The 19653-nt window shown below is 69.2% G+C and carries 17 protein-coding genes and 1 pseudogene; 4 read left to right on the top strand and 14 right to left on the bottom strand.

Features of this window, described 5'->3' with window-relative positions:
• Window positions 1-98: 98 nt before the first annotated feature.
• Window positions 99-1022 (bottom strand): LysR family transcriptional regulator, encoded by a 924-nt coding sequence (locus ACZ7NC_RS32740; RefSeq protein ID WP_471493440.1) that lies wholly within the window; start codon window positions 1020-1022, stop codon window positions 99-101.
• Between the two features lie 69 nt (window positions 1023-1091).
• On the opposite strand from ACZ7NC_RS32740, the gene ACZ7NC_RS32735 reads away from it, so the two are divergent.
• On the top strand, window positions 1092-2216 hold the full coding sequence (locus ACZ7NC_RS32735; protein ID WP_471493438.1) for a TDT family transporter: 1125 nt from the start codon (window positions 1092-1094) through the stop codon (window positions 2214-2216).
• On the opposite strand, the gene ACZ7NC_RS32730 is transcribed toward ACZ7NC_RS32735, so the two are convergent.
• The 4 genes from ACZ7NC_RS32730 to ACZ7NC_RS32715 all read right to left on the bottom strand — a co-directional run bounded on the left by ACZ7NC_RS32730 (window position 2128) and on the right by ACZ7NC_RS32715 (window position 6856).
• Window positions 2128-2847, bottom strand: a complete 720-nt coding sequence (locus tag ACZ7NC_RS32730; protein ID WP_471493436.1) for a helical backbone metal receptor — start codon at window positions 2845-2847, stop codon at window positions 2128-2130. The two genes, ACZ7NC_RS32735 and ACZ7NC_RS32730, sit on opposite strands and share 89 nt — an antisense overlap.
• Window positions 2847-3431, bottom strand: a complete 585-nt coding sequence (locus ACZ7NC_RS32725; protein WP_471493434.1) for a helix-turn-helix domain-containing protein — start codon at window positions 3429-3431, stop codon at window positions 2847-2849. Before ACZ7NC_RS32725 ends, ACZ7NC_RS32730 begins: the two co-directional genes overlap by 1 nt.
• A gap of 529 nt (window positions 3432-3960) precedes the next feature.
• Window positions 3961-5787 (bottom strand): ABC transporter permease/substrate binding protein, encoded by a 1827-nt coding sequence (locus tag ACZ7NC_RS32720; protein ID WP_471493432.1) that lies wholly within the window; start codon window positions 5785-5787, stop codon window positions 3961-3963.
• Window positions 5780-6856 carry a quaternary amine ABC transporter ATP-binding protein gene (locus tag ACZ7NC_RS32715; protein ID WP_471493430.1) on the bottom strand — a complete coding sequence of 359 codons (1077 nt, stop codon included), beginning with the start codon at window positions 6854-6856 and terminating at the stop codon, window positions 5780-5782. The genes ACZ7NC_RS32720 and ACZ7NC_RS32715 overlap by 8 nt, the downstream gene beginning before the upstream one ends.
• Window positions 6857-7046: 190 nt before the next feature.
• On the opposite strand from ACZ7NC_RS32715, the gene ACZ7NC_RS32710 reads away from it, so the two are divergent.
• Together ACZ7NC_RS32710 and ACZ7NC_RS32705 are read left to right on the top strand one after the other, a co-directional pair.
• On the top strand, window positions 7047-7976 hold the full coding sequence (locus ACZ7NC_RS32710; RefSeq protein ID WP_471493446.1) for a 5'-3' exonuclease: 930 nt from the start codon (window positions 7047-7049) through the stop codon (window positions 7974-7976).
• A gap of 169 nt (window positions 7977-8145) precedes the next feature.
• The gene (locus ACZ7NC_RS32705) at window positions 8146-8991 is read left to right on the top strand and encodes a siderophore-interacting protein (RefSeq protein ID WP_471493428.1); all 846 of its coding nucleotides are present in this window, start codon (window positions 8146-8148) and stop codon (window positions 8989-8991) included.
• Window positions 8992-9084: 93 nt separating this feature from the next.
• Here ACZ7NC_RS32705 and ACZ7NC_RS32700 read toward each other — a convergent pair whose 3' ends face one another.
• The 4 genes and pseudogenes from ACZ7NC_RS32700 to ACZ7NC_RS32685 all read right to left on the bottom strand — a co-directional run bounded on the left by ACZ7NC_RS32700 (window position 9085) and on the right by ACZ7NC_RS32685 (window position 12677).
• Window positions 9085-9861 carry an ABC transporter permease gene (locus ACZ7NC_RS32700; RefSeq protein WP_471493426.1) on the bottom strand — a complete coding sequence of 259 codons (777 nt, stop codon included), beginning with the start codon at window positions 9859-9861 and terminating at the stop codon, window positions 9085-9087.
• A pseudogene (locus ACZ7NC_RS32695) lies at window positions 9858-10022 on the bottom strand (ABC transporter); the annotation flags it as partial. The gene ACZ7NC_RS32700 and the pseudogene ACZ7NC_RS32695, both read right to left, overlap by 4 nt.
• A gap of 256 nt (window positions 10023-10278) precedes the next feature.
• Window positions 10279-11607, bottom strand: a complete 1329-nt coding sequence (locus tag ACZ7NC_RS32690; protein WP_471493424.1) for a cytochrome P450 — start codon at window positions 11605-11607, stop codon at window positions 10279-10281.
• A 26-nt stretch (window positions 11608-11633) separates the two neighbouring features.
• A complete protein-coding gene (locus ACZ7NC_RS32685; protein WP_471493422.1) occupies window positions 11634-12677 on the bottom strand; it encodes a terpene synthase family protein in 1044 nt (347 codons plus the stop codon).
• A 1194-nt stretch (window positions 12678-13871) separates the two neighbouring features.
• On the opposite strand from ACZ7NC_RS32685, the gene ACZ7NC_RS32680 reads away from it, so the two are divergent.
• Window positions 13872-14816, top strand: coding sequence for an RluA family pseudouridine synthase (locus ACZ7NC_RS32680; protein ID WP_471493420.1), 945 nt, complete (start codon window positions 13872-13874; stop codon window positions 14814-14816).
• A 19-nt stretch (window positions 14817-14835) separates the two neighbouring features.
• On the opposite strand, the gene ACZ7NC_RS32675 is transcribed toward ACZ7NC_RS32680, so the two are convergent.
• The 5 genes from ACZ7NC_RS32675 to ACZ7NC_RS32655 all read right to left on the bottom strand — a co-directional run bounded on the left by ACZ7NC_RS32675 (window position 14836) and on the right by ACZ7NC_RS32655 (window position 19599).
• Window positions 14836-16302 (bottom strand): cytochrome P450, encoded by a 1467-nt coding sequence (locus tag ACZ7NC_RS32675; protein ID WP_471493418.1) that lies wholly within the window; start codon window positions 16300-16302, stop codon window positions 14836-14838.
• A 292-nt stretch (window positions 16303-16594) separates the two neighbouring features.
• Window positions 16595-17215, bottom strand: a complete 621-nt coding sequence (locus tag ACZ7NC_RS32670) for a GTP-binding protein (RefSeq protein ID WP_471493416.1) — start codon at window positions 17213-17215, stop codon at window positions 16595-16597.
• On the bottom strand, window positions 17196-17600 hold the full coding sequence (locus tag ACZ7NC_RS32665; RefSeq protein WP_471493414.1) for a DUF742 domain-containing protein: 405 nt from the start codon (window positions 17598-17600) through the stop codon (window positions 17196-17198). The genes ACZ7NC_RS32670 and ACZ7NC_RS32665 overlap by 20 nt, the downstream gene beginning before the upstream one ends.
• A complete protein-coding gene (locus ACZ7NC_RS32660; RefSeq protein WP_433037968.1) occupies window positions 17597-18004 on the bottom strand; it encodes a roadblock/LC7 domain-containing protein in 408 nt (135 codons plus the stop codon). The genes ACZ7NC_RS32665 and ACZ7NC_RS32660 overlap by 4 nt, the downstream gene beginning before the upstream one ends.
• The gene (locus ACZ7NC_RS32655; RefSeq protein ID WP_471493412.1) at window positions 18001-19599 is read right to left on the bottom strand and encodes a sensor histidine kinase; all 1599 of its coding nucleotides are present in this window, start codon (window positions 19597-19599) and stop codon (window positions 18001-18003) included. The genes ACZ7NC_RS32660 and ACZ7NC_RS32655 overlap by 4 nt, the downstream gene beginning before the upstream one ends.
• Window positions 19600-19653: the final 54 nt, after the last annotated feature.

The following is a 19653-nucleotide window of genomic DNA, read 5'->3' as shown; positions in this document are numbered from 1 at the left end:
CGGCGTTTGAGGACGAGGCCCGTTCAGGGCCGAAGCGGGGGTCTGGGGGCGGCAGCCCCCAGGGGACGGGACGGGTAGGGGCGGCGGGGGCGAGAGAACTACCCCCGGGTCAGCGCCAGCAGATCCCGCGCCGGGCCCACCGGTCGGTGCCCCGTCGGCCAGACCGCCCGTAGGTCCCGCGCAAGGGAGACCTCCGCCAGCGGGACCCTCACCAGGCGCCGCATCGACAGTTCCTCGCCGACGGCCAGCTCGCTCAGCACCGCCGGCCCCGCCCCGCTCACCGCGGCCGCCTTCACCGCGGTGGTCGAGGACAGCTCGATCAAGGGCCGGGCCAGACCACCGAGCGCCGCGTCCAGGACCTGCCGGGTGCCCGACCCCTTCTCCCGCAGGATCAACGGCGTGGCAGCCAGCTCCGACGCCTCCAGCGGCCGACGCCGACGGGACCAGAGGTGATCCGGCGCGGTCACCACGATCAGGTTGTCGTGGGCGATGACGACCGAGTCCAGCCCCGTCGGCACCGTCAGCCCCTCAACGAACCCCAGATCCGCCTCGTCCGCCAGCAACCGCTCAGCGACCGCCGCGGAGTTCCCGGCCAGCAACGACACCGCCGTGTCCGGCCGCTGGGCCCGCAGCGCGAGCAGCCACCCCGGCAGCAGATACTCCGCGATCGTCATGCTCGCCGCCACCCGCAACCGCGAGTCCCGCCGGTCCCGCAACGCCTGCGCCCCCGCGTCGAAGGCCTCCGCCGCCTCCACGATCCGCCGCGCCCAGTCCGTCACCAGCGCCCCGGCGTCCGTCAGCCGCGAACCCCGCGGCGACCGGTCCACCAACGCCACCCCCAGCTGGCGTTCCATCGACCGGATCCGGCTGCTCGCCGCAGGCTGGGTGATCCCCAGCTCACGCGCCGCCCCACCGAGACTCCCGAGCCGCGCCACCGCCAGCAGCAGCTCCAGCGCACCGAGTTCCGGGACGCGGTGCGCCAGGGATCCCCCTCGAAACTGCCCCTCCGCCGCCTGTGTCATAAGCCCAGTTTATGTCGCCATAGAGGAGAACTCCCTGGTGGTGAGCAGCCCACGACGCAACCCTGAAGCATGGTCACCGCCGTCCGTCATCTCGGACCCAACTGGTACGCCGCCGTCATGGGCACCTCCGCCGTCGCCACGGCCGGAGCCGGGCTGCCGCTGCACGTCCCCGGCCTGCGCACGACCTGCGCAGCCGTCTGGGCGCTCTCCCTCGTCCTGCTCGTCACCCTGCTCACCGCCCGGGCCCTGCACTGGACCCACCACCGTGACCAGGCCCGCGCCCATCTCCACGACGCAGCGATGGCGCCCTTCTACGGCTGTCTGTCCATGGCCCTGCTGGCCGTCGGCGGCGGTGCCGTCATCGTCGGGAAGGACTGGATCGGGACGGGCGCGGCGGTCGCGCTCGACGCCGTGCTGTTCGGCGCCGGTACGGCCATCGGGCTGGCCGCCGCCGTCGCCGTCCCGTACCTCATGGCCGTACGCCATCGGATCGAGCCTTCGCAGGCGACGCCCGTATGGCTGTTGCCGCTCGTCGCGCCGATGGTGTCCGCCGCGCTCGGTCCGCTGCTGGTGCCGCATCTTCCGCCCGGGCAGGCCCGGGAGACGCTGCTGCTCGCCTGTGTCGCGATGTTCGGGCTCAGTCTGCTCGCCACCCTGCTGATGCTGCCGCTGGTCTTCGCCCGGCTGGTCACCGGCGGGCCTCTCCCGCTCGCCCTCACCCCGAGCCTGTTCCTGGTGCTGGGTCCGCTCGGGCAGTCCACCACCGCCGTCGGCATCTTCGCGGACGTCGCGCCGGGTGTGGTCCCGGCGCCGTACAGCGAGGGCTTCGGGATTCTCGCCGTCCTGTACGGCGTTCCGGTCATGGGCTTCGCTTTGCTGTGGTTCGGGCTCGCCGGTGCCCATGTCCTGCGCGCCCGGCGGCACGGCATGGGGTTCGCGATGACCTGGTGGGCGTTCACCTTCCCGGTCGGCACCTGTGTCACCGGCGCCGCGGCCCTGGCCCGGCACACCGGGCTCGTCGTCTATGAGGGGCTCGCCGTCGGGCTGTACGTAGTGCTCGTCGGGGCCTGGGCCGTCGCGGCCGTCCACACCGCTCGTGGTCTGCTCAGCGGTGCGCTGCTCGCAGCGCCTCGGACAGCACCCGTGGTGCCTCGGCCAGCGACGGGCCGTACCACGTCAGGTGCCGTCCGCTGACCAGCGCACACGGCAGGCCGCCGAACGCCTCCGGGCCGTCGTCGGCCGTGAAGCGGTACGGCTCGTCGGGGAGGACGACGACGTCCGGGGCCGCCGCCCGCAGGTCGTCCAGGGGGATGCGGGGGTAGCGGTCCTCGTGCGTGGCGTAGAGGTGGTCCACGCCAAGGCGGGACAGCACATCGCCCGCGAAGGTGTCGCGGCCCAGCACCATCCAGGGGCGCCGCCAGATCGGGACCACCGCCGTCGTACGGCGGTCGGGGGCCGGTGGCGACGACCAGGTCTCCTCCGCCTCGTCCAGCCAGCGCGGGCGCGTCCCGACACCACAGGCGCCCATCACACGCGCCAGTTCCCGGAATGCTCCCGGCACGTCCCGTACCTCGGTCACCAGCACCTCGACGCCGGCCGCGCGCAGGGCGGCGAGGTCGGGTTCGCGGTTCTCCTCCTCGTTGGCGATCACCAGGTCGGGGGCGAGGGCGAGGACGCGGTCCACCTTGGGGTTCTTGGTGCCGCCGACGCGGGTGACGTCCAGGTCGGCCGGGTGACTGCACCAGTCCGTGGCGCCGACGAGGGCGCCGGGGGCCGTGACCGCCACCGCCTCCGTCAGCGACGGCACCAGGGAGACGACCCGCATCAGCGCCTCGGCCGGTCCCGGACCGCCTCGATGTGCTCCGCCACCGCGACGACGACCACGCGGGTGTCCGGCACGGTCGCCCGCCAGCGATGACGCACCCCACCGGTGAGGTACAGGGTGTCGCCACGGCCCAGGCGATAGGCGCGGCCCTCCGCCTCGATCTCCACGGCGCCGTCGGCGACGTACATCAACTGGTCGTTGCGGTACTGGAATTCACGGCCCGCGTCATGGTCGCCGGTGAACTCCGAGGCGTGCATCTGATGGTGACCGCGCACCAGGGAACGCACCCTCGGTTCCGGCGCCAGTTCGGTGATGTCGTCCCGCACCACGTCGTCCCGCACCACGTCGACGCTGCACGCCGGGTCGGCGGCGGCGAGGAGTTCGACGGCGGTCGTACGCAGGGCGTCGGCGACCTTTTCGAGGGAGCTTCTGCTGGGGCGTGCCCGCTCGTTCTCGACCTGGCTCAGGAAGGGCACCGACAGGCCGCTGCGTTCGGCCACGACGGCGAGGGTGAGGTCCAGTGCGCGGCGGCGGCGCCGCACGGCCGCGCCCACTCGAAGGGGTTGCTCTTTGTGGTCGCCCATCGCTCCGGCTCCCTCCTTCGCTCGTCGGTCCACTGTCCTCGCGCCCGCCGTCCGGCGCACACCTTCTGTTGAGTTCCTTGCACCCTACGCATGTTCGGCAAACCGTTTCATGCGCCCGTCACATCGACGACACATCGGGGGGAGTACGACCCATGGGTTCGCGCCAGCCGATCGGCTCCCGACAGGCCCCGGGCGGCCCCGCTCCGCCCCTGACTCCCGTTCAGCAGATGAGAGCCGCTGTTCTGTTCAATGCTCCGCCACTCCCCCGTGTTCCCGCTTCCGCAGCGACTGGCAGGCCTGGTCAGATGGTGATGGCGGGCCATGAGCCCGGTCGGGAACTCAATGCCGGCCGCGGCGAGTTCGGACACCCCAGTTCAGGTGGGGGGATAGCGCTGCGTGGTTGGCCGGATCCTTGCCGTAGGCATGCCGGGGGACTATGCGGGGACGCCACAAGGGGTGGGTCAGCCGTACGGAGGGGAAAAACGTACGGCGTGACCCACCCCTCGGGAGGCGGTCCGGGCCCGTCAGGTCACCCGGCCGCCTGGCTCTTCTCGTCCGCCCCGGCGACCGGGGCCCACTTGTCCAGCAGGCCCGGGTTCCGCTTCAGCCAGGTACGGACGGCGTCCTGCTCCTTGCCCTTGCCGGCCTTCGTGATCTGCGACTCCAGGTCGGTGAGCTGCTTCTCGGTCATGGAGAAGTTCTTCAGCCACTCGCCGACCTCGGGGTTGTCGTCCGCGAAGCCCTTGCGGGCGAGGGTGTGCACGCCGTCGCCCTTGCCCCAGGCGCCCTTGGGGTCCTTGAGCTTCTTCAGGTCGTAGTCGCTGTACGCCCAGTGCGGCGACCAGAGCGTGACGAGGACCGGCTCCTTCTTGGCGTAGGCGCGCTTGAGCTCGGCGAGCATCGCGGGCGTCGAGCCGTCCACGACGTCGTAGCTGCCCTCCAGGCCGTACTCCTTGAGGACCTTGTCCTTGAGCATGCCCATCATTCCGGCGCTCGGCTCGATGCCGACGATCTTGCCCTTGAACTTGGACGCGTTGTTCTTGAGGTCCTCCAGGGAGTCCACGCCCTTGACGTACGACGGGACGGTGAGTTCCAGGGAGGTCGGGCCGTACCAGGAGCCGAGGTCGTCGAGCTGCTTCCCGAACTTCTTCCAGTACTCGGCGTGCGTGGTGGGCAGCCAGGAGTCCGTCTCGAAGTCGATCTGGCCGGTGGCGAGGCCCGTGTACAGGGGCCCTGCGGCGTACTGGCTGGTGGTGACCTTGAAGCCGCGCCGCTCCAGCAGTTCCTTCCAGAGGTACGTGGAGGCGATGCCCTCGTCCCACGGGATGTAGCCGAGCTTGATCTCCTTGCCCTTGCCGATGTTCGTGGCGGAGGCCTCGGCGGTGCCGGAGGTCGGGCCGAAGACGCCCATGCCGCCGGCGACGAGGGCCAGGGCGGCGACGCCGGCCACCGCGACGACCGGGCGCGGCCGGTGGTTCCAGACCCGGACGCCGCCCACGGCACGGGCCTTGGCGGCGGCGCGGCGGCCCAGCGGGGAGATCTGCTCGCCGAGCGCGCCGGTGACGCGGTCCAGGTAGATGGCGAGGACGACGATGCCGACGCCCGCCTCGAAGCCGAAGCCGATGTCGAGCTGGCCGATGGCCTCGTTGACCGCGCCGCCGAGGCCGCCGGTGCCGACCATGCCGGCGATGACGACCATCGACAGGCTCAGCATGATCACCTGGTTGACGCCCGCCATGATCGTCGGCAGGGCGAGCGGCAGCTGGACGCGCAGCAGGGTGTCGCGGGGTGTGGTGCCGAACGCCTCCGCGGCCTCGACCAGCTCTCCGTCGACCTGACGGATGCCGAGCTCGGTCATGCGGACGCCGGGGGCGAGCGCGAAGATCAGGGTGGCGATGACGCCGGCGGCGGTGCCCAGGCCGAAGAAGAGGATGGCCGGGATCAGCAGCACCATCGACGGCATCGTCTGGAGCAGGTCCAGTACGGGCCGTACGGCCGCGCTGACCGTCCTGGAGCGGGCCGCCCAGATGCCCAGCGGGATCGACAGCACCAGCGCGATCACGGTGGCGACCAGGACGAGGGCCAGTGTCGACATGGCCCGGTCCCACAGGTCGAGCGAGTCGACCAGCGCGAAGCCGCCGAAGGCGAGGACGCCCGCGACGACGCCGCGCAGCCACCAGGCGAGCACGGCGAGGATGCCCGCGAGGAGCAGGGCCTCGGGGGCGGTCAGCAGGGCGTTGACGCCGTCGTACATGCCCTCGACGACCGCCTTGATCGCGTCGAAGAGCCAGCCCATGTGGGCGACGAGCCAGTCCACGCCGGAGTCGACCCAGTCGCCGAGACGGAGCCTAGGCATGGGCGATCACCTTCCCGTCCGGGTTGTCGCAGGGCGCGGGGTCGGCACTCTCGTCGCCGAGGAAGCCGACCAGCCGCTGCCGCGGTACGACACCGATGACCCGGTTCCCCTCGTCCACGACCGTGACGCGGTGCGACAGGCGGGCGCTGATCGCGCACAGCTCCACGAACGACGTCTCGCGGGTCGCGGTCTCGCAGGTGCACAGCGGGGCGTCGGCGGTGACCGAGGTGTCCATGAGCGCGCCCGCGGTCAGTACCCGGGAGCGGTCGACGTCCTGGATGAAGGAGGCGACGTAGTCGTCGGCCGGGCGCAGGAGGATGTCCTCCGCCGTACCGGTCTGGACGATACGGCCGTCGCGCATGACGGCGATGCGGTCGCCGAGGCGCATGGCCTCGTTCAGGTCGTGGGTGATGAAGACGATCGTCTTCTTCAGGGTCTGCTGGAGCTGGAGCAGCTGGTCCTGCATGTCACGGCGGATCAGCGGGTCGAGCGCGCTGAAGGACTCGTCCATCAGGAGCAGGTCGGCGTCGGTGGCCAGCGCGCGGGCGAGGCCCACACGCTGCTGCATACCGCCGGACAGCTCGTCGGGCCAGGACTTCTCCCAGCCCCCCAGGCCGCACAGCTGGAGGGCCTCGGCGGCGCGCTTCTCGCGCTCGGCGCGGGGCACGCCCTGGACGGCGAGACCGTAGGCGGCGTTCTCCAGGACGCTTCGGTGCGGGAACAGCGCGAAGTGCTGGAAGACCATGCTGATCTTCTTCGCGCGGACCTCGCGCAGCTCGCGGTCGCTGATCGCGGTCAGGTCCTGGCCGTCGAAGCGGACGTGACCCGCGGTCGGCTCAAGGAGTCCGTTGAGCATGCGCAGCAGGGTGGACTTGCCGGATCCGGACAGGCCCATGACGACGAAGATCTGGCCGGGTTCCACGGTGAAGGAGGCGTCGATCACGGCGGCGGTGGTGCCGTCGGCGCGCAGCTCTTCCCGGTCGGCTCCTTGGCGGAGCCGCTCGACAGCCTCGTCCGGTCGTCTGCCGAACACCTTGTACAGATGGTCGGCCTCAAGCCTGGATGACACGGGTACCTCTTGTCTCGACGGCAAATGAACGGAGCGACTGACGCAACAGTTGCGCAGGGGGCGTCGCTCCGGGGGCGCCCCTGCCCTGGTTCCCCGGGCACAAACACACAAGTGGTCCAGCCCACAGGGCGGGTACGCAGCGCGACGCGGCGCTCACCGAGCCCGGTCGCTGTCAGTGGTGTACGGCATGATGCGTGGCGTGACCGGACGACTGATGCTCCTCGACACCGCCTCGCTCTACTTCCGCGCCTACTTCGGCGTCCCGGACTCTGTGAAGGCCCCGGACGGCACCCCGGTGAACGCCGTGCGCGGACTTCTCGACTTCATCGACCGCCTGGTCAAGGACCACCGCCCGGACGCTCTGGTGGCCTGCATGGACGCCGACTGGCGGCCCCAGTGGCGGGTCGACCTGATCCCCTCCTACAAGGCGCACCGCGTCGCGGAGGAGCACGAGGTCGGGCCGGACGAGGAGGAGGTGCCGGACACGCTGTCGCCGCAGGTGCCGGTCATCGAGGCCGTCCTGGACGCGCTGGGCATCGCGCGCGTGGGGGTCGAGGGCTACGAGGCGGACGACGTGATCGGCACGTTCACGGCGCGGGCGAAGGGCCCGGTCGACATCGTCACGGGCGATCGCGACCTGTACCAGCTGGTGGACGACGCGCGCGGGGTGCGGGTGCTGTACCCGCTCAAGGGCGTCGGCACCCTCCAGCTGACCGACGAGGCGTGGCTGCGCGAGAAGTACGGCGTCGACGGCCGCGGTTACGCGGATCTGGCGCTGCTGCGCGGCGACCCGAGCGACGGTCTGCCGGGTGTGCCGGGGATCGGTGAGAAGACGGCCGCGAAGCTGCTGGCCGAGTTCGGCGACCTGGCCGGGATCATGGCGGCGGTCGACGACCCGAAGGCGAAGCTCACACCCTCGCAGCGCAAGCGGCTGGACGAGTCGCGGCCGTATGTCGCCGTCGCGCCGACGGTGGTCCGGGTCGCGGCCGATGTCCCGCTGCCCGACGTGGACACGACGCTGCCGCGTGCGCCCCGGGACTCGGCGGGGCTGGACGAGCTGGCCGTGCGCTGGGGGCTGGGCGGGTCGCTGCAGCGGCTGCTCGTGACGCTGGGGATGTGAGGGCACTGGGGGTTTGGGGCGTCCCGATCGCGTGCATGGGGCTCATGGCGCGGGGAATTCGTTCCTTGTGGGCGCGACATACACCCTTTTCCGGAACCTTCATAGCGGCATTCACCGGAGAGAGGTGCTAACTTAGGTAAACCTAAGCTTGGAACGAGGGAGGCCAGTGATGGCTCTACGCCCTGCCCGCAGGCCGCGGAAGCCCCACTCCGCGCAGGTCATCCGTACCGAACGGCTGACCCCGCACATGCAGCGTGTGGTGCTGGGCGGTGAGGGGCTCGCCGGATTCGCGGCGGACACCTGCACGGACCATTACGTGAAGATGCTGTTCTCCCCCGCCGGTGTGACCTACCCCGAACCCTTCGACCTGGAACGCATCCGCGAGGAACTGCCGCGTGAGCAGTGGCCGGTGACCCGGACGTACACCGTGCGGGCGTGGGATCCGGAGCACCGTGAGCTGACGCTGGACTTCGTCCTCCACGGCGACGAGGGCCTGGCCGGGCCCTGGGCGATGCGCGCCCAGCCGGGCGAGATCGTACGTTTCATGGGTCCCGGCGGCGCCTACGCCCCCGACCCGGACGCCGACTGGCATCTGCTCGTCGGCGACGAGAGCGCGCTGCCCGCCATCGCCCGCTCCCTGGAATCGCTGCCCGACGGCGCCACTGCCTACGCCTTCGTGGAGATCGCCGGCCCCGAGGAGGAGCAGAAGGTCGACTCCGATGTGGAGGTCGTCTGGCTGCACCGCGGCTCCCGTCCCGTCGGCGAGGCGCTGGTGGAGGCCGTGCGCGCGCTGGAGTTCCCCGAGGGCCGGGTGCACGCGTTCGTCCACGGCGAGGCGCACTTCGTGAAGGAGCTGCGCCAACTGATGCGGGTCGAGCGCGGCGTGGCCCGCGAGGACCTGTCCATCTCCGGCTACTGGCGGCTGGGCCACGACGAGGACGGCTGGCAGGCCTCGAAGCGGGACTGGAACGCGCGGATCGAGGCGGAGCAGGAGGGGGCGGCGCCGGCGGCGTAGCTCTGCGGGCACGGCACAAAGGGGCGGCACCTTCGAAGGTGCCGCCCCTTTGTGCCGTGCCCGAGTGCCCAGTTTTGTGCCGTGCCCGGGTGGTCAGACCGACCGCTGGTACGACCGGAAGGTCCGGATGGACAGCCACACCGCCGCGACCGCCAGGGCCAGCAACCCACCGCCGCGGGTGAGCACGTCACCCCAGTCGGGCTGGACCGACATCGCCGAACGGCCCGCGACCATCGTCCAGTTGAGCGGGTTGAAGTCCGCGATGTGCCGCATCCAGCCCGGCATCTGCGACGGGGCCATGAAGGCGGAGGAGAGGAAGGTCAGCGGCAGCAGCAGGAAGGTGTTGATGCCGATGATCGACTCCCGCTCCTGCACCAGCATGCCCAGCGCGTTGGACAGCGCCCCGAAGATCGTCCCGAGCAGGACCGAGGCGACGACCAGGACGGCGATACCGGCGACACCGCCCGGGTAGTCGGCGCCGCCCAGCAAACCGAGCAGCACGATCACGACCGACTGGAGGGCGGTGACCAGGCCGTTGTTGACGACGTTGCCGTTCATCAGCGCGGCCCGGCTGACCGGAGTGGTCAAAAACCGGTTGAGCGTGCCGCGCTGGATCTCGTCCAGCGTGGTCATCCCCGCCCACATGTTGGAGCTCAGGGCGCTCATCACGACAACGCCCGGCATCAGATAGTCGAGGTAGGAGGTGGTGCCGAAGCCGCCGAGCTCGACGACCTTCTTGAAGAGGCTGCCGAACAGGAACAGCCAGATCACCGGCTGGATCAGGGTGGTGATCGCGTACGCGGGCTGCCGTACGAACACCACGAGTTGACGTTGCGTCATATACCAGGTCTGAATGACGGCGGTACTCATCGCGAACCTGCGCTTCCGGTTCCGGTTCCGGCGAGGAGGAGGTCCTTGGCGCAGTCGGCCTCGGCCTCCGAGGAGCGGCGGCCGGCGTAGCGCAGGTAGACGTCGTCGAGGGACGGGCGGGCGAGGGTCGGGGTGGCGACGCCCACCCCAACGCGGCCGAGCGTGGGTGGGCACTGGTACTTCCAGTGGTTCACCGTGTTGTTCCTGGCGGTCACAGTGGGACTGGGGTGCCTGTACCGGTGGCAGAGGGCACGTCGAGGGCGCATCTCGGCGAAAAGGGCCCCGCCGGCAGTGCCCTCAGAATCCACCTGATCGCCGTCGCCGTCGCCTCTTCGGCTGGGAGCACTTTCGCGTTCGAGTCAAGTTGCCGTCATCGTCCAGCGTCACCGAAGCCCGCCGAGCACTCGGCCGGCGCCTTCACCGCGATACTGCAGTCATAAGCAGTCCTTGCGGATTGACCACAGTCCGGACTCCGGCACGCACCTTGGCTCCAGGCGCAGGAGTGAGTTTCCACCTGGATGCGATGGCGGCCAGTGCGAGAACGGCCTGCATCATGCCGAAATTGTCCCCGATACATTTTCGGGGCCCGCCGCCGAAGGGAATGAACGCTGCCCTCTCCGTCTCGGTCCGCGGCGTTTCGTTCCAGCGGCTCGGGTCGAAGACGTGCGGCGCGGGAAAATTTGTGGGCTGATGATGCATGAGGTAGGGACTGCAGATAATCGTCGTTCCCATCCCTATCTCGTAGCCGCCCAATTCTGTTTGGGTGGTGGTCACGCGAGTGAAAAGACTCCCCGGTGGGTAAAGTCGCAGGGTTTCCGTGATGATGATTCGGGTGTACGCCAGGTCGGCCAGGCAACTGCCAGTAGCCGGCGCCCCGGCCAGCACGGCGTCCACTTCCTTGTGCAGTGCGCCTTCGATGTCTGGCTGAGCGGCTATGAGATGCAGAGACCAAGCGAGTGTTGCTGCGGTGGATTCCATGCCGGCGAAGAAGAAGATCATTGCCTGGTCGACCACCTCGTCGTCCGTCAGTCTCTCTCCCTCTTCCGATGTCTCAAGTAGCGCCCCCAGGAGGTCCTTATGGGCAGTGGCCCCAGTGCGATGCCTATGGATGGCTGCGGTCAGCGCTTGACGGAGGCGAGCTCGCGCAGCACGATAGCTCCGGTTGCCGGGAGTGGGGAGTTTCGCCATGGACGGTGGCAGAAACATTCTCCGGTAACTGCCGCGGGACAGTGTTCCGAAGTCCCGAAGCATTGTGGAAAGCTCATGTTCCGTGAAGGTCTGGCCCAGTATCGAGGCGACGATGGTCCGCGCAGTGACCTCCTGCATCTCCGCGAGGACGTCGACGGTTTGTCCGTCCACCCATCCGTTGATCGTCGAGTAGATCATCTCGGTCATCGTGTCGGCATATTGGGCCAGGCTTCCGCGGTTGAATACTGGTTGAATCAGGCGGCGTTGACGTCGATGGGATGAATGCGGGCACAAGGCCAGCCCATTGCCGAAGCCCTCCCTGACCCGGTCATACAGCAGGCCGCCCTTGTCGAACACTTTGTCGTTGAGCAGGACTTGACGTGTCAGTTGTGCGTCACACACGACCAGGGCTGTCATTGGGCCGATTCGGACCTTTACGAGGGTGCCGTGCGCAGCCAGCGAGCTCAGGAACGGCAGCGGGGAGCGCAACAGGGATGGCGCGTGGCCGATCAGCGGAAAGGATCCTGGCGCCCGAGGAATGCTGGCCCGGTTAGTCATGTTTTCCTCCCTGGGGCTGCGAGGGATCAGAGACGCACGGCGCGGGGCGCGGAGGCGAAGCGTCGGCTCGTCTTGTGGAAAGCCAGGCTTCCGCTCACCCAATACCTGAGATTGGCGATGTAGCACTTTCCCTCCGTGCTGAGATGGCGGGCGATACGCTTCTCGGCGCGCAAGAACGTGGCCAATTCGTCGTCGCGCCGCTTTCGGGTGTATGTGATGGCCGCAGCGGCCTCACACTGCCGTTGCTGTTCCGCTGCGGTGATGAGGTTGGCGATCGCCGAGTGGTCTCCCTGTTCTTTCCAGTAGGAGAACAGGTCATTGTCCCAGGCAATAATTCGGTTGGCGGACCGGGAGAGCTGCTCCATGTCCGGATGGGCGCTTTCCTCCTCAGGCAGGTGGTAGCGATTGAGGATGGGAAAGAGCGCGAAGCACGTAAGACAGCCGGAAGCCGACTCACGCATCGTGATGTAGTCGTCCAGGGCGGGAGTGTGTCCGGTGGCGCGGTACATGGTTTCCCACAGCTGCCCGTTCAGGTAGTCACTGACTGCGTCCGTCCAGCGGACGAGTTGGGCGGGCGTGGCGTGTTCGGCGATACGGCACCGCAGGTCGAACAGAGCACGCGCGTAGTTCTCTTCGGGCTCCTCGCCAGGCGCGAAGCCCGTCACGGATCGCTTGAGTCGCAGTGTCAGATGAGCCATGTCCCACGCCTGGGCACCAGTGAACGCTTCATCGCACACACCGTCGTCAAAGGCGTACAGCCATACGTACCAGTCTCCGGCAAGCCGGAGGAGGTGGCGGTCCGTGTGCGGATTGGTCAGACCGAGCAGTGCCCCGATGTCGCATTTCTCGAGCCACTGACGCCGTTCGCCGGTCAGCAGCCCGTGCCCCTGCATCCACTGCACAGACGCGGCGAAGACGTCGCGAGCCGCGGCGTTCTCCCGTACCACAAAGGGCGTGGTCAGGCTGTCCTGAGCGCTACGGAGATGAGCATGAACGCGATCCATTACCCCATCCCGTAAATCCCCTCCCTCGCCGAGGCGTATGCGCGTACCCATCGCGTTCCTGTCCATGCTGAGCACCTCTTTCTGGTCGGCTTGTTCCTCGCGAGGTGTGCTGCGCCGCCTTGCCGGGCACGGGCTCTCGAACCAGCCGCGGCGCAGTGCAGCAGCATCAGCCGCAGCGGCTTCCCGGACGGGAAGAGCATTGGCCGGCCACAACGCCGACGGAGCGCTCCGATTCACACAGCGGGGTCAACCCGCGAAGCTCGGCCTGAACAAACCGCGCAGCCCATCCTCCAGGCCGGCTCGAGACCACCGTGGTGCGGCAGACGCCGGGGCAGCGCGTGGGGTCTTCGAATTCAGTGGGGTGTGCCTCCCGTCGGTTCCGTCGGGTGGTTGCACAGCGTGAGCGGAGGTGTTGGTTCGCTCGGTTCCGGAAGCCGAAGGCGTGAGTTCGGGCAGGTGAGCGTGGTCGGCGGCATGGACGAAGAAGCGATGGCGGGCAGCGGAGATCGCGGAGCGGTCGGGGGTGACATGCCTGCGGGTGACAGTCAGGCTCAGGAGGTCGCGCAGGAGTGCCTTGCTCTGCCAGGCCGCGTCGATCTACCGGCCGTAGGCCATGTCCGTTTGCGCTGCTGGAGTGCCTGCGCGCGGGCGTGCTCCAAGAGGGCCCAGGCAGTGGCGGCCACGGTGGGCGATGGCGGAACTAGTGGCACCACGGGCTCCCCCTTCACGACGGCGCGAACAGGACGCGCCACCTTCGGCCATATACCTTCTATCACACCGCAGTTCGGTCCAGACCGGAAGTGGCCACCCGTTGATTCAGGCATGAACGTGTTGCACTCACATTTGAACAGCCCCCCGATCAGGACCCGCGCGCCCCCCTTTGCGGTGGGGGTCTGAGCGGCGACCGAGATGAGTCAGAGACCGGAGCGTCTCGATACCCGCGTAGCGTCACTCGCTCTGCACGCGCGTGCAGGTCCGTGCCGTGCCGGCCGTCCGGATGGAGGAGAGCGCGTGGAGGAGTTCGAGGCGGTGGAAGCCGATCTCGTCGAGAGCCCAGCGAGTCAGGATCGCCGTCGCACCCGGGGCGACACCCTGGCCCCGATCCCACGGCGCGGAACAGCGCGCCTCGCTCTCCGACTCCGACCGTCGGATGTGCGACTGGTGCAGTAGGGCGTGGCCCGCATGCTTCCACCCACCCGAGAACAAGGTCGGGACCGGCTCGTACCCCGCTGTCAGTGCCCGCTCGTAAACTTGATCGCGATGAGACGCAGAAGCCCGATCCCCCCTTCTCCCCTGCCGCAGCGCTGCGGGGTCGATCCGGTGCGGGTGAAGCTGCCGCAGGGGGTGGCGTGGGCGACCGTGCGTGATCATCTGGTGGAGCGGCTCCCGGCCGGGGCGGGCGTGATTGACGGGATGCTGGACGCAGGGCTGATCGTGGACGCCGACGGGCGTGCCGTGCCGCGTGACATGGCGTACGTGCCAGGCATGTTCGTGTGGTTCCACCGAGAGCTGCCGTACGAGGTGCCAGTGCCGTTCGCACTGAACGTCGTATACCGCGACGAGCACGTCGTCGTCGTCGACAAGCCGCATTTCCTGGCCACGACACCGCGCGGCAGCCATGTCGCGGAGACCGCGCTTGCGCGGCTACGCCGGGAGCTGGGCCTGCCCACGCTGGGCGCCGCCCACCGCCTCGACCGGCTCACCGCCGGGCTGGTCCTGTTCACTGTGCGTCCCGCGGAGCGCGGCGCGTACCAGTCGCTGTTCCGCGACCGGCTCATCTCCAAGGAATACGAGGCAGTCGCCCGGTACGATCCCTCGCTCGCCCTGCCGCGCACCGTGCGCAGCCGGATCGTCAAGGAGCGTGGGGTCATGGCGGCGCGCGAGGTCGAGGACGAGCCCAATGCCGTCAGCGACGTGGAGCTGCTGGAACAACGGGGCGACGGGCTGGCCCGCTATCGGCTGAGGCCCCACACGGGGCGGACGCACCAGCTCCGGGTGCACATGAGCACCTTGGGGGTGCCGATCCTCGGCGATCCCCTTTATCCCGTGGTGACCGGCCCCGTGGCGGACAGTGACTTCCGGCGCCCGCTCCAACTGCTGGCGCGGGTCCTGGAGTTCACCGATCCGGTCACGGGGCGCGAGCACCGGTTCGTCAGCCCGCGTGTGCTGCGGGCCTGGTCGTCGTACGAGGAGTGGGCCAAGTAGCCCCGGTGCCCCGGTCGGCTCAGTCGCCGCGCCACCAGCGCAGGAGGCGCCGGAACACGCCAGGCCGACGGGCCGGTTCGGGCATCGCCGCCGGCATCGGAGCAGCGGGCTCCGCAGCCGTGGGCTGTGGCTGCGGCAAGCCGGCCTGCCAGTTGGTCGTGCGTTGCTGCGTCACAGGGCTGATGGAGGGGCGCTGCATGACGTCCTGCTGGGGCTTGGGCGCGAACTTGACCGGCAGTTCCACCAGGTGCCGGTTCATGATGGACGATCGCCAGCGCAGCTCGTGCTCTTCGCAGGCGAGTTGGACGTCCGGGAGGCGGGACAGGAGCGCGTCCACGCCGACGTCCGCGATGGCGCGGCCGATGTCCTGGCCCGGGCACTCGTGAGGGCCCCCGCTGAAGGCGAGGTGCGAGCGGTTGCCCTGCATATTGGCCCTGAGGTCCGGGCGGACTCGCGGGTCCACATTGCCCGGCGCGATGGCGAAGACGAGGCCGTCGCCCTTGCGGATGCGCTGGCCCCCCAGTTCGGTCTCCTGCTTGGCGACGTAGGGAAAGATGGTGCTGAACGGCGGCTCGTCCCACAGGGACTGCTCGACCGCCTCGGGCACCGTCATCTCGCCGCCCTTGAGCTGGGCGCGGAACCGCGGGTCGGTGAGTACCACGCGCAGTACGTTGGCGAGCAGGTTGGCGGTGGCCTCGTACGAGGTGATCAGGACGACGCGCAGGTGCTGGCCGACCTCCTCGTCGGTGAGCCGGGCCGGGTGGTTGATCAGGTGGCTGGTGAAGTCGTCCTTGGGGTTGGCCCGGCGGCTGACGGTGAGCCGCATCAGGAGGTCCATGATGTACGCGTTGCTGGCGATGGCGGTCTCGGTGCCCTTGAGCAAGTCGCGGGCGGCCTGCACGATCCGGTCGTTGTATTCGTCCGGCATGCCGAGGATCTCGCACATCACCGCCATCGGCAGGTGCTCAGCGAACTGGCTGACGAGATCGGCCCTGCCGTCCTCGCAGAACCTGTTGACGAGCTCCTGGGTCGCGCGGTTGATGTGGCGGCGGATGCCCCGGTGGTCGATGGTGGACATGGCGCCGGTGACCGCGCCGCGCAGTCGCAGGTGCTCGTCGCCCTCGGCATGGCAGCAGATGGGCTGCCAGGCGATGATCGGCATGAGCGGGTGATCGGGCTTGACGGTGCCGTCCTGCAGGGAGGTCCACAACCGAGTGTCACGGCTGAACTGCGAGGGCGTGCGCACCATGTGCATGTTCTCGGTGTGGCCGAGGACCACCCAGATCGGCACGTCGTCGTGCAGCAGCGCGGGGGCCACCCGTCCGTGCTCGGCGCGGAGCTTCTCGTACACGGCCCCCAGGTCCTCCGCCTCGGGGCCGTACAACCGGCGTAGCCCACCGGGGCCGGTGCCGTGCGCGGGGCAGCCGGGGGGCGGGGTGGCCATGGGCTCGTCCATACCGGTCGGGGAGAGGGATTCAGGCGTCACGATGGTCGCTCCGAAGCTGAAGTGATTCCGGTGTACAGGAGGTGATGGGGTCCCCGGCTTCGGGCGGTTCCGCGAAGCCGGGAACGTGGGAGAGGTCGTGCGCGGGACAGGGACGGGTGCCGGCACAGGGCGCGTCCGACACCCGTGGGACGCGCCGGCACGGACGTACGCAACTCGGGGGACTCGTACGGCCGTGCGACTCAGGCAACGCGTATGCGGCTCACGGGACATGAGCGGGCCGTACGGCTCGGGGACGGGGCGGGCGGCCCGTACCGCTCGACCGATGCATGGCTCATGCAGGCGCCTTCGCCGTGGCCAGGCGGTGCAGGAAGTGCATCAGGGTCATCAGGACGTCCCGGCTGGAGGCCCTCCGCCGTACGTCGCACTCCATGATGGGAATCTCCTCGGGCAGATCGAGTGCCATACGGAGTTCGGAGGCGGGGTAGCGAGGCGCGTCCGGGAAGGTGTTGACGGCCACCACGAAGGGCACCCCGCGCTCCTCCAGTCGCCCTATGACATCGAAGCTGACCTCGAGGCGGCGGGTGTCGACCAGCACGACCGCGCCCAGCGCGCCCTCGAACAGCCCGTTCCACAGGAACCAGAAGCGTTCCTGGCCGGGGGTGCCGAAGAGGTACAGCACGAGTTGCTCGGTGATGCTGATGCGGCCGAAGTCCATCGCGACGGTCGTGGCCGTCTTGGTGTCCGAGCCGAAGTTGTCGTCGACGCCGATGCCAGCCTGCGTCATGGTCTCTTCGGTGGTCAGTGGCCTGATCTCACTGACCGAGCCGACCATGGTCGTCTTGCCGACGCCGAAGCCTCCCACGATCACGATCTTGACCGCGGCCTCGGCCGTGTGCGGCAGCTGATCCTCGGTCCGTGGACCGGGGATCATGTCAGAGCCTTTGAAGTCCATGCATCACCGCTTCGAGAATTGAACGGTCGGCGACGGCCTGGCGCACGATCGGGGCACGCGCCGTCACCACACCGGCCGTCAGCATGTCGGTGAGCAGGACCGTCATCATGCTGAACGGCAGGTTGAGATAGGCCGAGAGCTCGACCACGGACAGAGGGGTGGTACAGAGCCGGAGCAGCGCCGTCTGCTCCGGGGTGGCGGAAGGCGGGGGGTCGGCGCGCGCCACGATTAAGGTGACGAGGTCGAGGTCCGCGTCGCGCTCGCCGCCGTCCGGTCCGGCCACCACGAAGAGCCGTTCCGGGTTCTTCTGCTTCCCGGTCTTGGGGGGCGGTGGTGACGGAGGCTTTTCCTTGGGGGATCGCCGCTGGCGTTGCGGAGGAGTCATACGGTCTGCCCGTTGCGCCGTGGCGGACTGGTGAGATGAGCGCCGATGCGGGCGACGAGGTCGGACATGCGGTTGCTCATCCGGCCGGGTTCGGCGAACGTGTCGGAGAGCACGGCGAGATAGGCGTTCGCGCCGGCAGCCATCAGATAGAAGTAGCCGCCCTTGATCTCGATGAGGACCATCTTCATCGTGCCGTCGCTGTTCGGGATCTCCGAGGCGACGGCGCTCGCCAGGCTCTGCAGGCCGGCGCAGGCCGCGGCGACGCGGTCGGCGGTGTCCGGGTCGCCGCCGTAGCGGGCGATGCGCAGGCCGTCGGCGGAGAGCACCACGATCATCTGGATGCCCGGTACGCCGTCGTGGAGCTCCTTGAGCATCCAGTCGAAGTTGGCGCGCTGCTGGATCACTTGAGGTCCCCCTCGTCGTCGGCCTCGGGGCGGGCCGGTTGCGTTCGCGGTTTCAGTGTGAGCGGGTCGGGCTTGCCCTTCAGTCCCTCCCAGAACGCCTCGACCCAGGCGCCGGGGGCGGGCTCATCCTCCGCCGGCTCCGGCTCCGGCTCGGGTTCGGGCTTGCGCGTCGACCAGATGGTCGGCCGGCCCTCCCGTTCGGCCTGCTCGATGGCCGCCTGCTCGGCGAATCGCTTGCTGAGTGGGGCCTTGACCCGGCTGCGGCGCTGGGGCAGACCGCCCGCGGTCCATTCGGTGACGACGGGGACGTCGTCCTCCATGGAGACCGCGGCGGGGAGCTTCGGGCTGGTGGGGCGCCGCTTCTTCGGGGCGCGCTTGGGACCTTCGAGCACATCGGGGCCCTCGGCCTTGGGCGCCGCCCCCGCGCCGATGCCGTGGGCGAGTCCGGGCGCCGGCTCGGTCGTCATCATCTCGCGCGGCACCACGAGGACGGCGCGGACGCCGCCGTACGCCGAAGGCCGCAACGAGACCTGCATGTTGTAGGCCGTGCAGAGGCGACCGACGACGGCCAGGCCCAGGCGCGGGGACTCACCGAGGTCCTGGAGGTCAGCGCCCTGCTTGGCGCGCTCAAGCATTCCCTCGACCTTGGCGCGGGCCTCCTCACTGAGGCTGACTCCGGAGTCCTCGATCTCGATCGCGATCCCGGTCTGCACCTCGGTGGCGGTGACGTGCACCTTCGTCTGCGGCGGCGAGTAGCGCGTCGCGTTGTCGAGCAGTTCGGCCGCGGCGTGGATGATCGGCTCGACGTAGATACCGGCGATGTTGACCTGGACGATGGAGTCCAGGCTGATACGGCGGTACTCCAGGATGCGCGACATGGCACCCCGCAACACGCTGTACAGCGGCACGGGTTCGGGCCACTGGCGTCCGGGGCGGCCGCCGCCGAGCACGGAGATGGAGTCGGCGAGGCGGCCGATCAGCATGGTGCCGTGGTCGATGCGCAGCAGGTCGTCGAAGACCTCGGGGTTACGTCCGTGGTCCTCCTCCATCTCCCTCAGTTCCAGGGCCTGTTGGTGGACGATGGCCTGGACGCGGCGGGCGATGTTGACGAACGAACGCTGGGCGGAGTCGCGGAGGGCTTCCTCGTGGTCGACGATGTCGAGCATCGACTCCACCAGCGCGATTTCCGCCCGGGAGAGATGGGCGTAGGACGGGTCGATCTCGGCGAGGTCGCGAATCACCTCATAGGTTGAACTGCCACACTGCAGCCGGTGGATCGCGGCGGGCGTGATCTCCTTGGCGAGGCGGGCCATCTTCTCGTCATGGGCGGCGATACGCCCTTCCAGATACGCGGTGTGACGGGCGTGCTCGGCCCGCACGTCCCGCAGAGTGCGGCCGCGGCGCACTGCTTCGGCCGCGGCGGCCAGTACCAGCAGGATGGCCACGGCACCGCACACGCCGACGGCCGTTCGGGCCGGCTCCGCCACCACGGCGACGGCGGCTCCGGTCGCCGCGGCCATCACTATGGCCGGCAGCAACAGCACGCGCGCGTACGGCAGTTCACGGCGACGGGGCGGGGATTGAACGCTCACCATGTGGGCCCTCTGAAACGGATCGGGTGGGTGTTGGGGGAGCTTGCAGCGGGGTAC

Source organism: Streptomyces sp. NPDC111802, from assembly GCF_055634335.1.
Note: the sequence above shows the minus strand (reverse complement) of the source record. Positions and strands in the feature narration are given on the sequence as shown.

What these genes read in the sequence shown, in the direction of transcription:
- ACZ7NC_RS32740 (WP_471493440.1), bottom strand. Translation starts at nt 1,022, where the DNA reads ATGACACAGGCGGCGGAGGGGCAGTTTCGAGGGGGATCCCTGGCGCAC.
- ACZ7NC_RS32735 (WP_471493438.1), top strand. Translation starts at nt 1,092, where the DNA reads ATGGTCACCGCCGTCCGTCATCTCGGACCCAACTGGTACGCCGCCGTC.
- ACZ7NC_RS32730 (WP_471493436.1), bottom strand. Translation starts at nt 2,847, where the DNA reads ATGCGGGTCGTCTCCCTGGTGCCGTCGCTGACGGAGGCGGTGGCGGTC.
- ACZ7NC_RS32725 (WP_471493434.1), bottom strand. Translation starts at nt 3,431, where the DNA reads ATGGGCGACCACAAAGAGCAACCCCTTCGAGTGGGCGCGGCCGTGCGG.
- ACZ7NC_RS32720 (WP_471493432.1), bottom strand. Translation starts at nt 5,787, where the DNA reads ATGCCTAGGCTCCGTCTCGGCGACTGGGTCGACTCCGGCGTGGACTGG.
- ACZ7NC_RS32710 (WP_471493446.1), top strand. Translation starts at nt 7,047, where the DNA reads ATGCGTGGCGTGACCGGACGACTGATGCTCCTCGACACCGCCTCGCTC.
- ACZ7NC_RS32705 (WP_471493428.1), top strand. Translation starts at nt 8,146, where the DNA reads ATGGCTCTACGCCCTGCCCGCAGGCCGCGGAAGCCCCACTCCGCGCAG.
- ACZ7NC_RS32700 (WP_471493426.1), bottom strand. Translation starts at nt 9,861, where the DNA reads ATGAGTACCGCCGTCATTCAGACCTGGTATATGACGCAACGTCAACTC.
- ACZ7NC_RS32690 (WP_471493424.1), bottom strand. Translation starts at nt 11,607, where the DNA reads ATGACTAACCGGGCCAGCATTCCTCGGGCGCCAGGATCCTTTCCGCTG.
- ACZ7NC_RS32685 (WP_471493422.1), bottom strand. Translation starts at nt 12,677, where the DNA reads ATGGACAGGAACGCGATGGGTACGCGCATACGCCTCGGCGAGGGAGGG.
- ACZ7NC_RS32680 (WP_471493420.1), top strand. Translation starts at nt 13,872, where the DNA reads ATGAGACGCAGAAGCCCGATCCCCCCTTCTCCCCTGCCGCAGCGCTGC.
- ACZ7NC_RS32670 (WP_471493416.1), bottom strand. Translation starts at nt 17,215, where the DNA reads ATGGACTTCAAAGGCTCTGACATGATCCCCGGTCCACGGACCGAGGAT.
- ACZ7NC_RS32665 (WP_471493414.1), bottom strand. Translation starts at nt 17,600, where the DNA reads ATGACTCCTCCGCAACGCCAGCGGCGATCCCCCAAGGAAAAGCCTCCG.
- ACZ7NC_RS32655 (WP_471493412.1), bottom strand. Translation starts at nt 19,599, where the DNA reads ATGGTGAGCGTTCAATCCCCGCCCCGTCGCCGTGAACTGCCGTACGCG.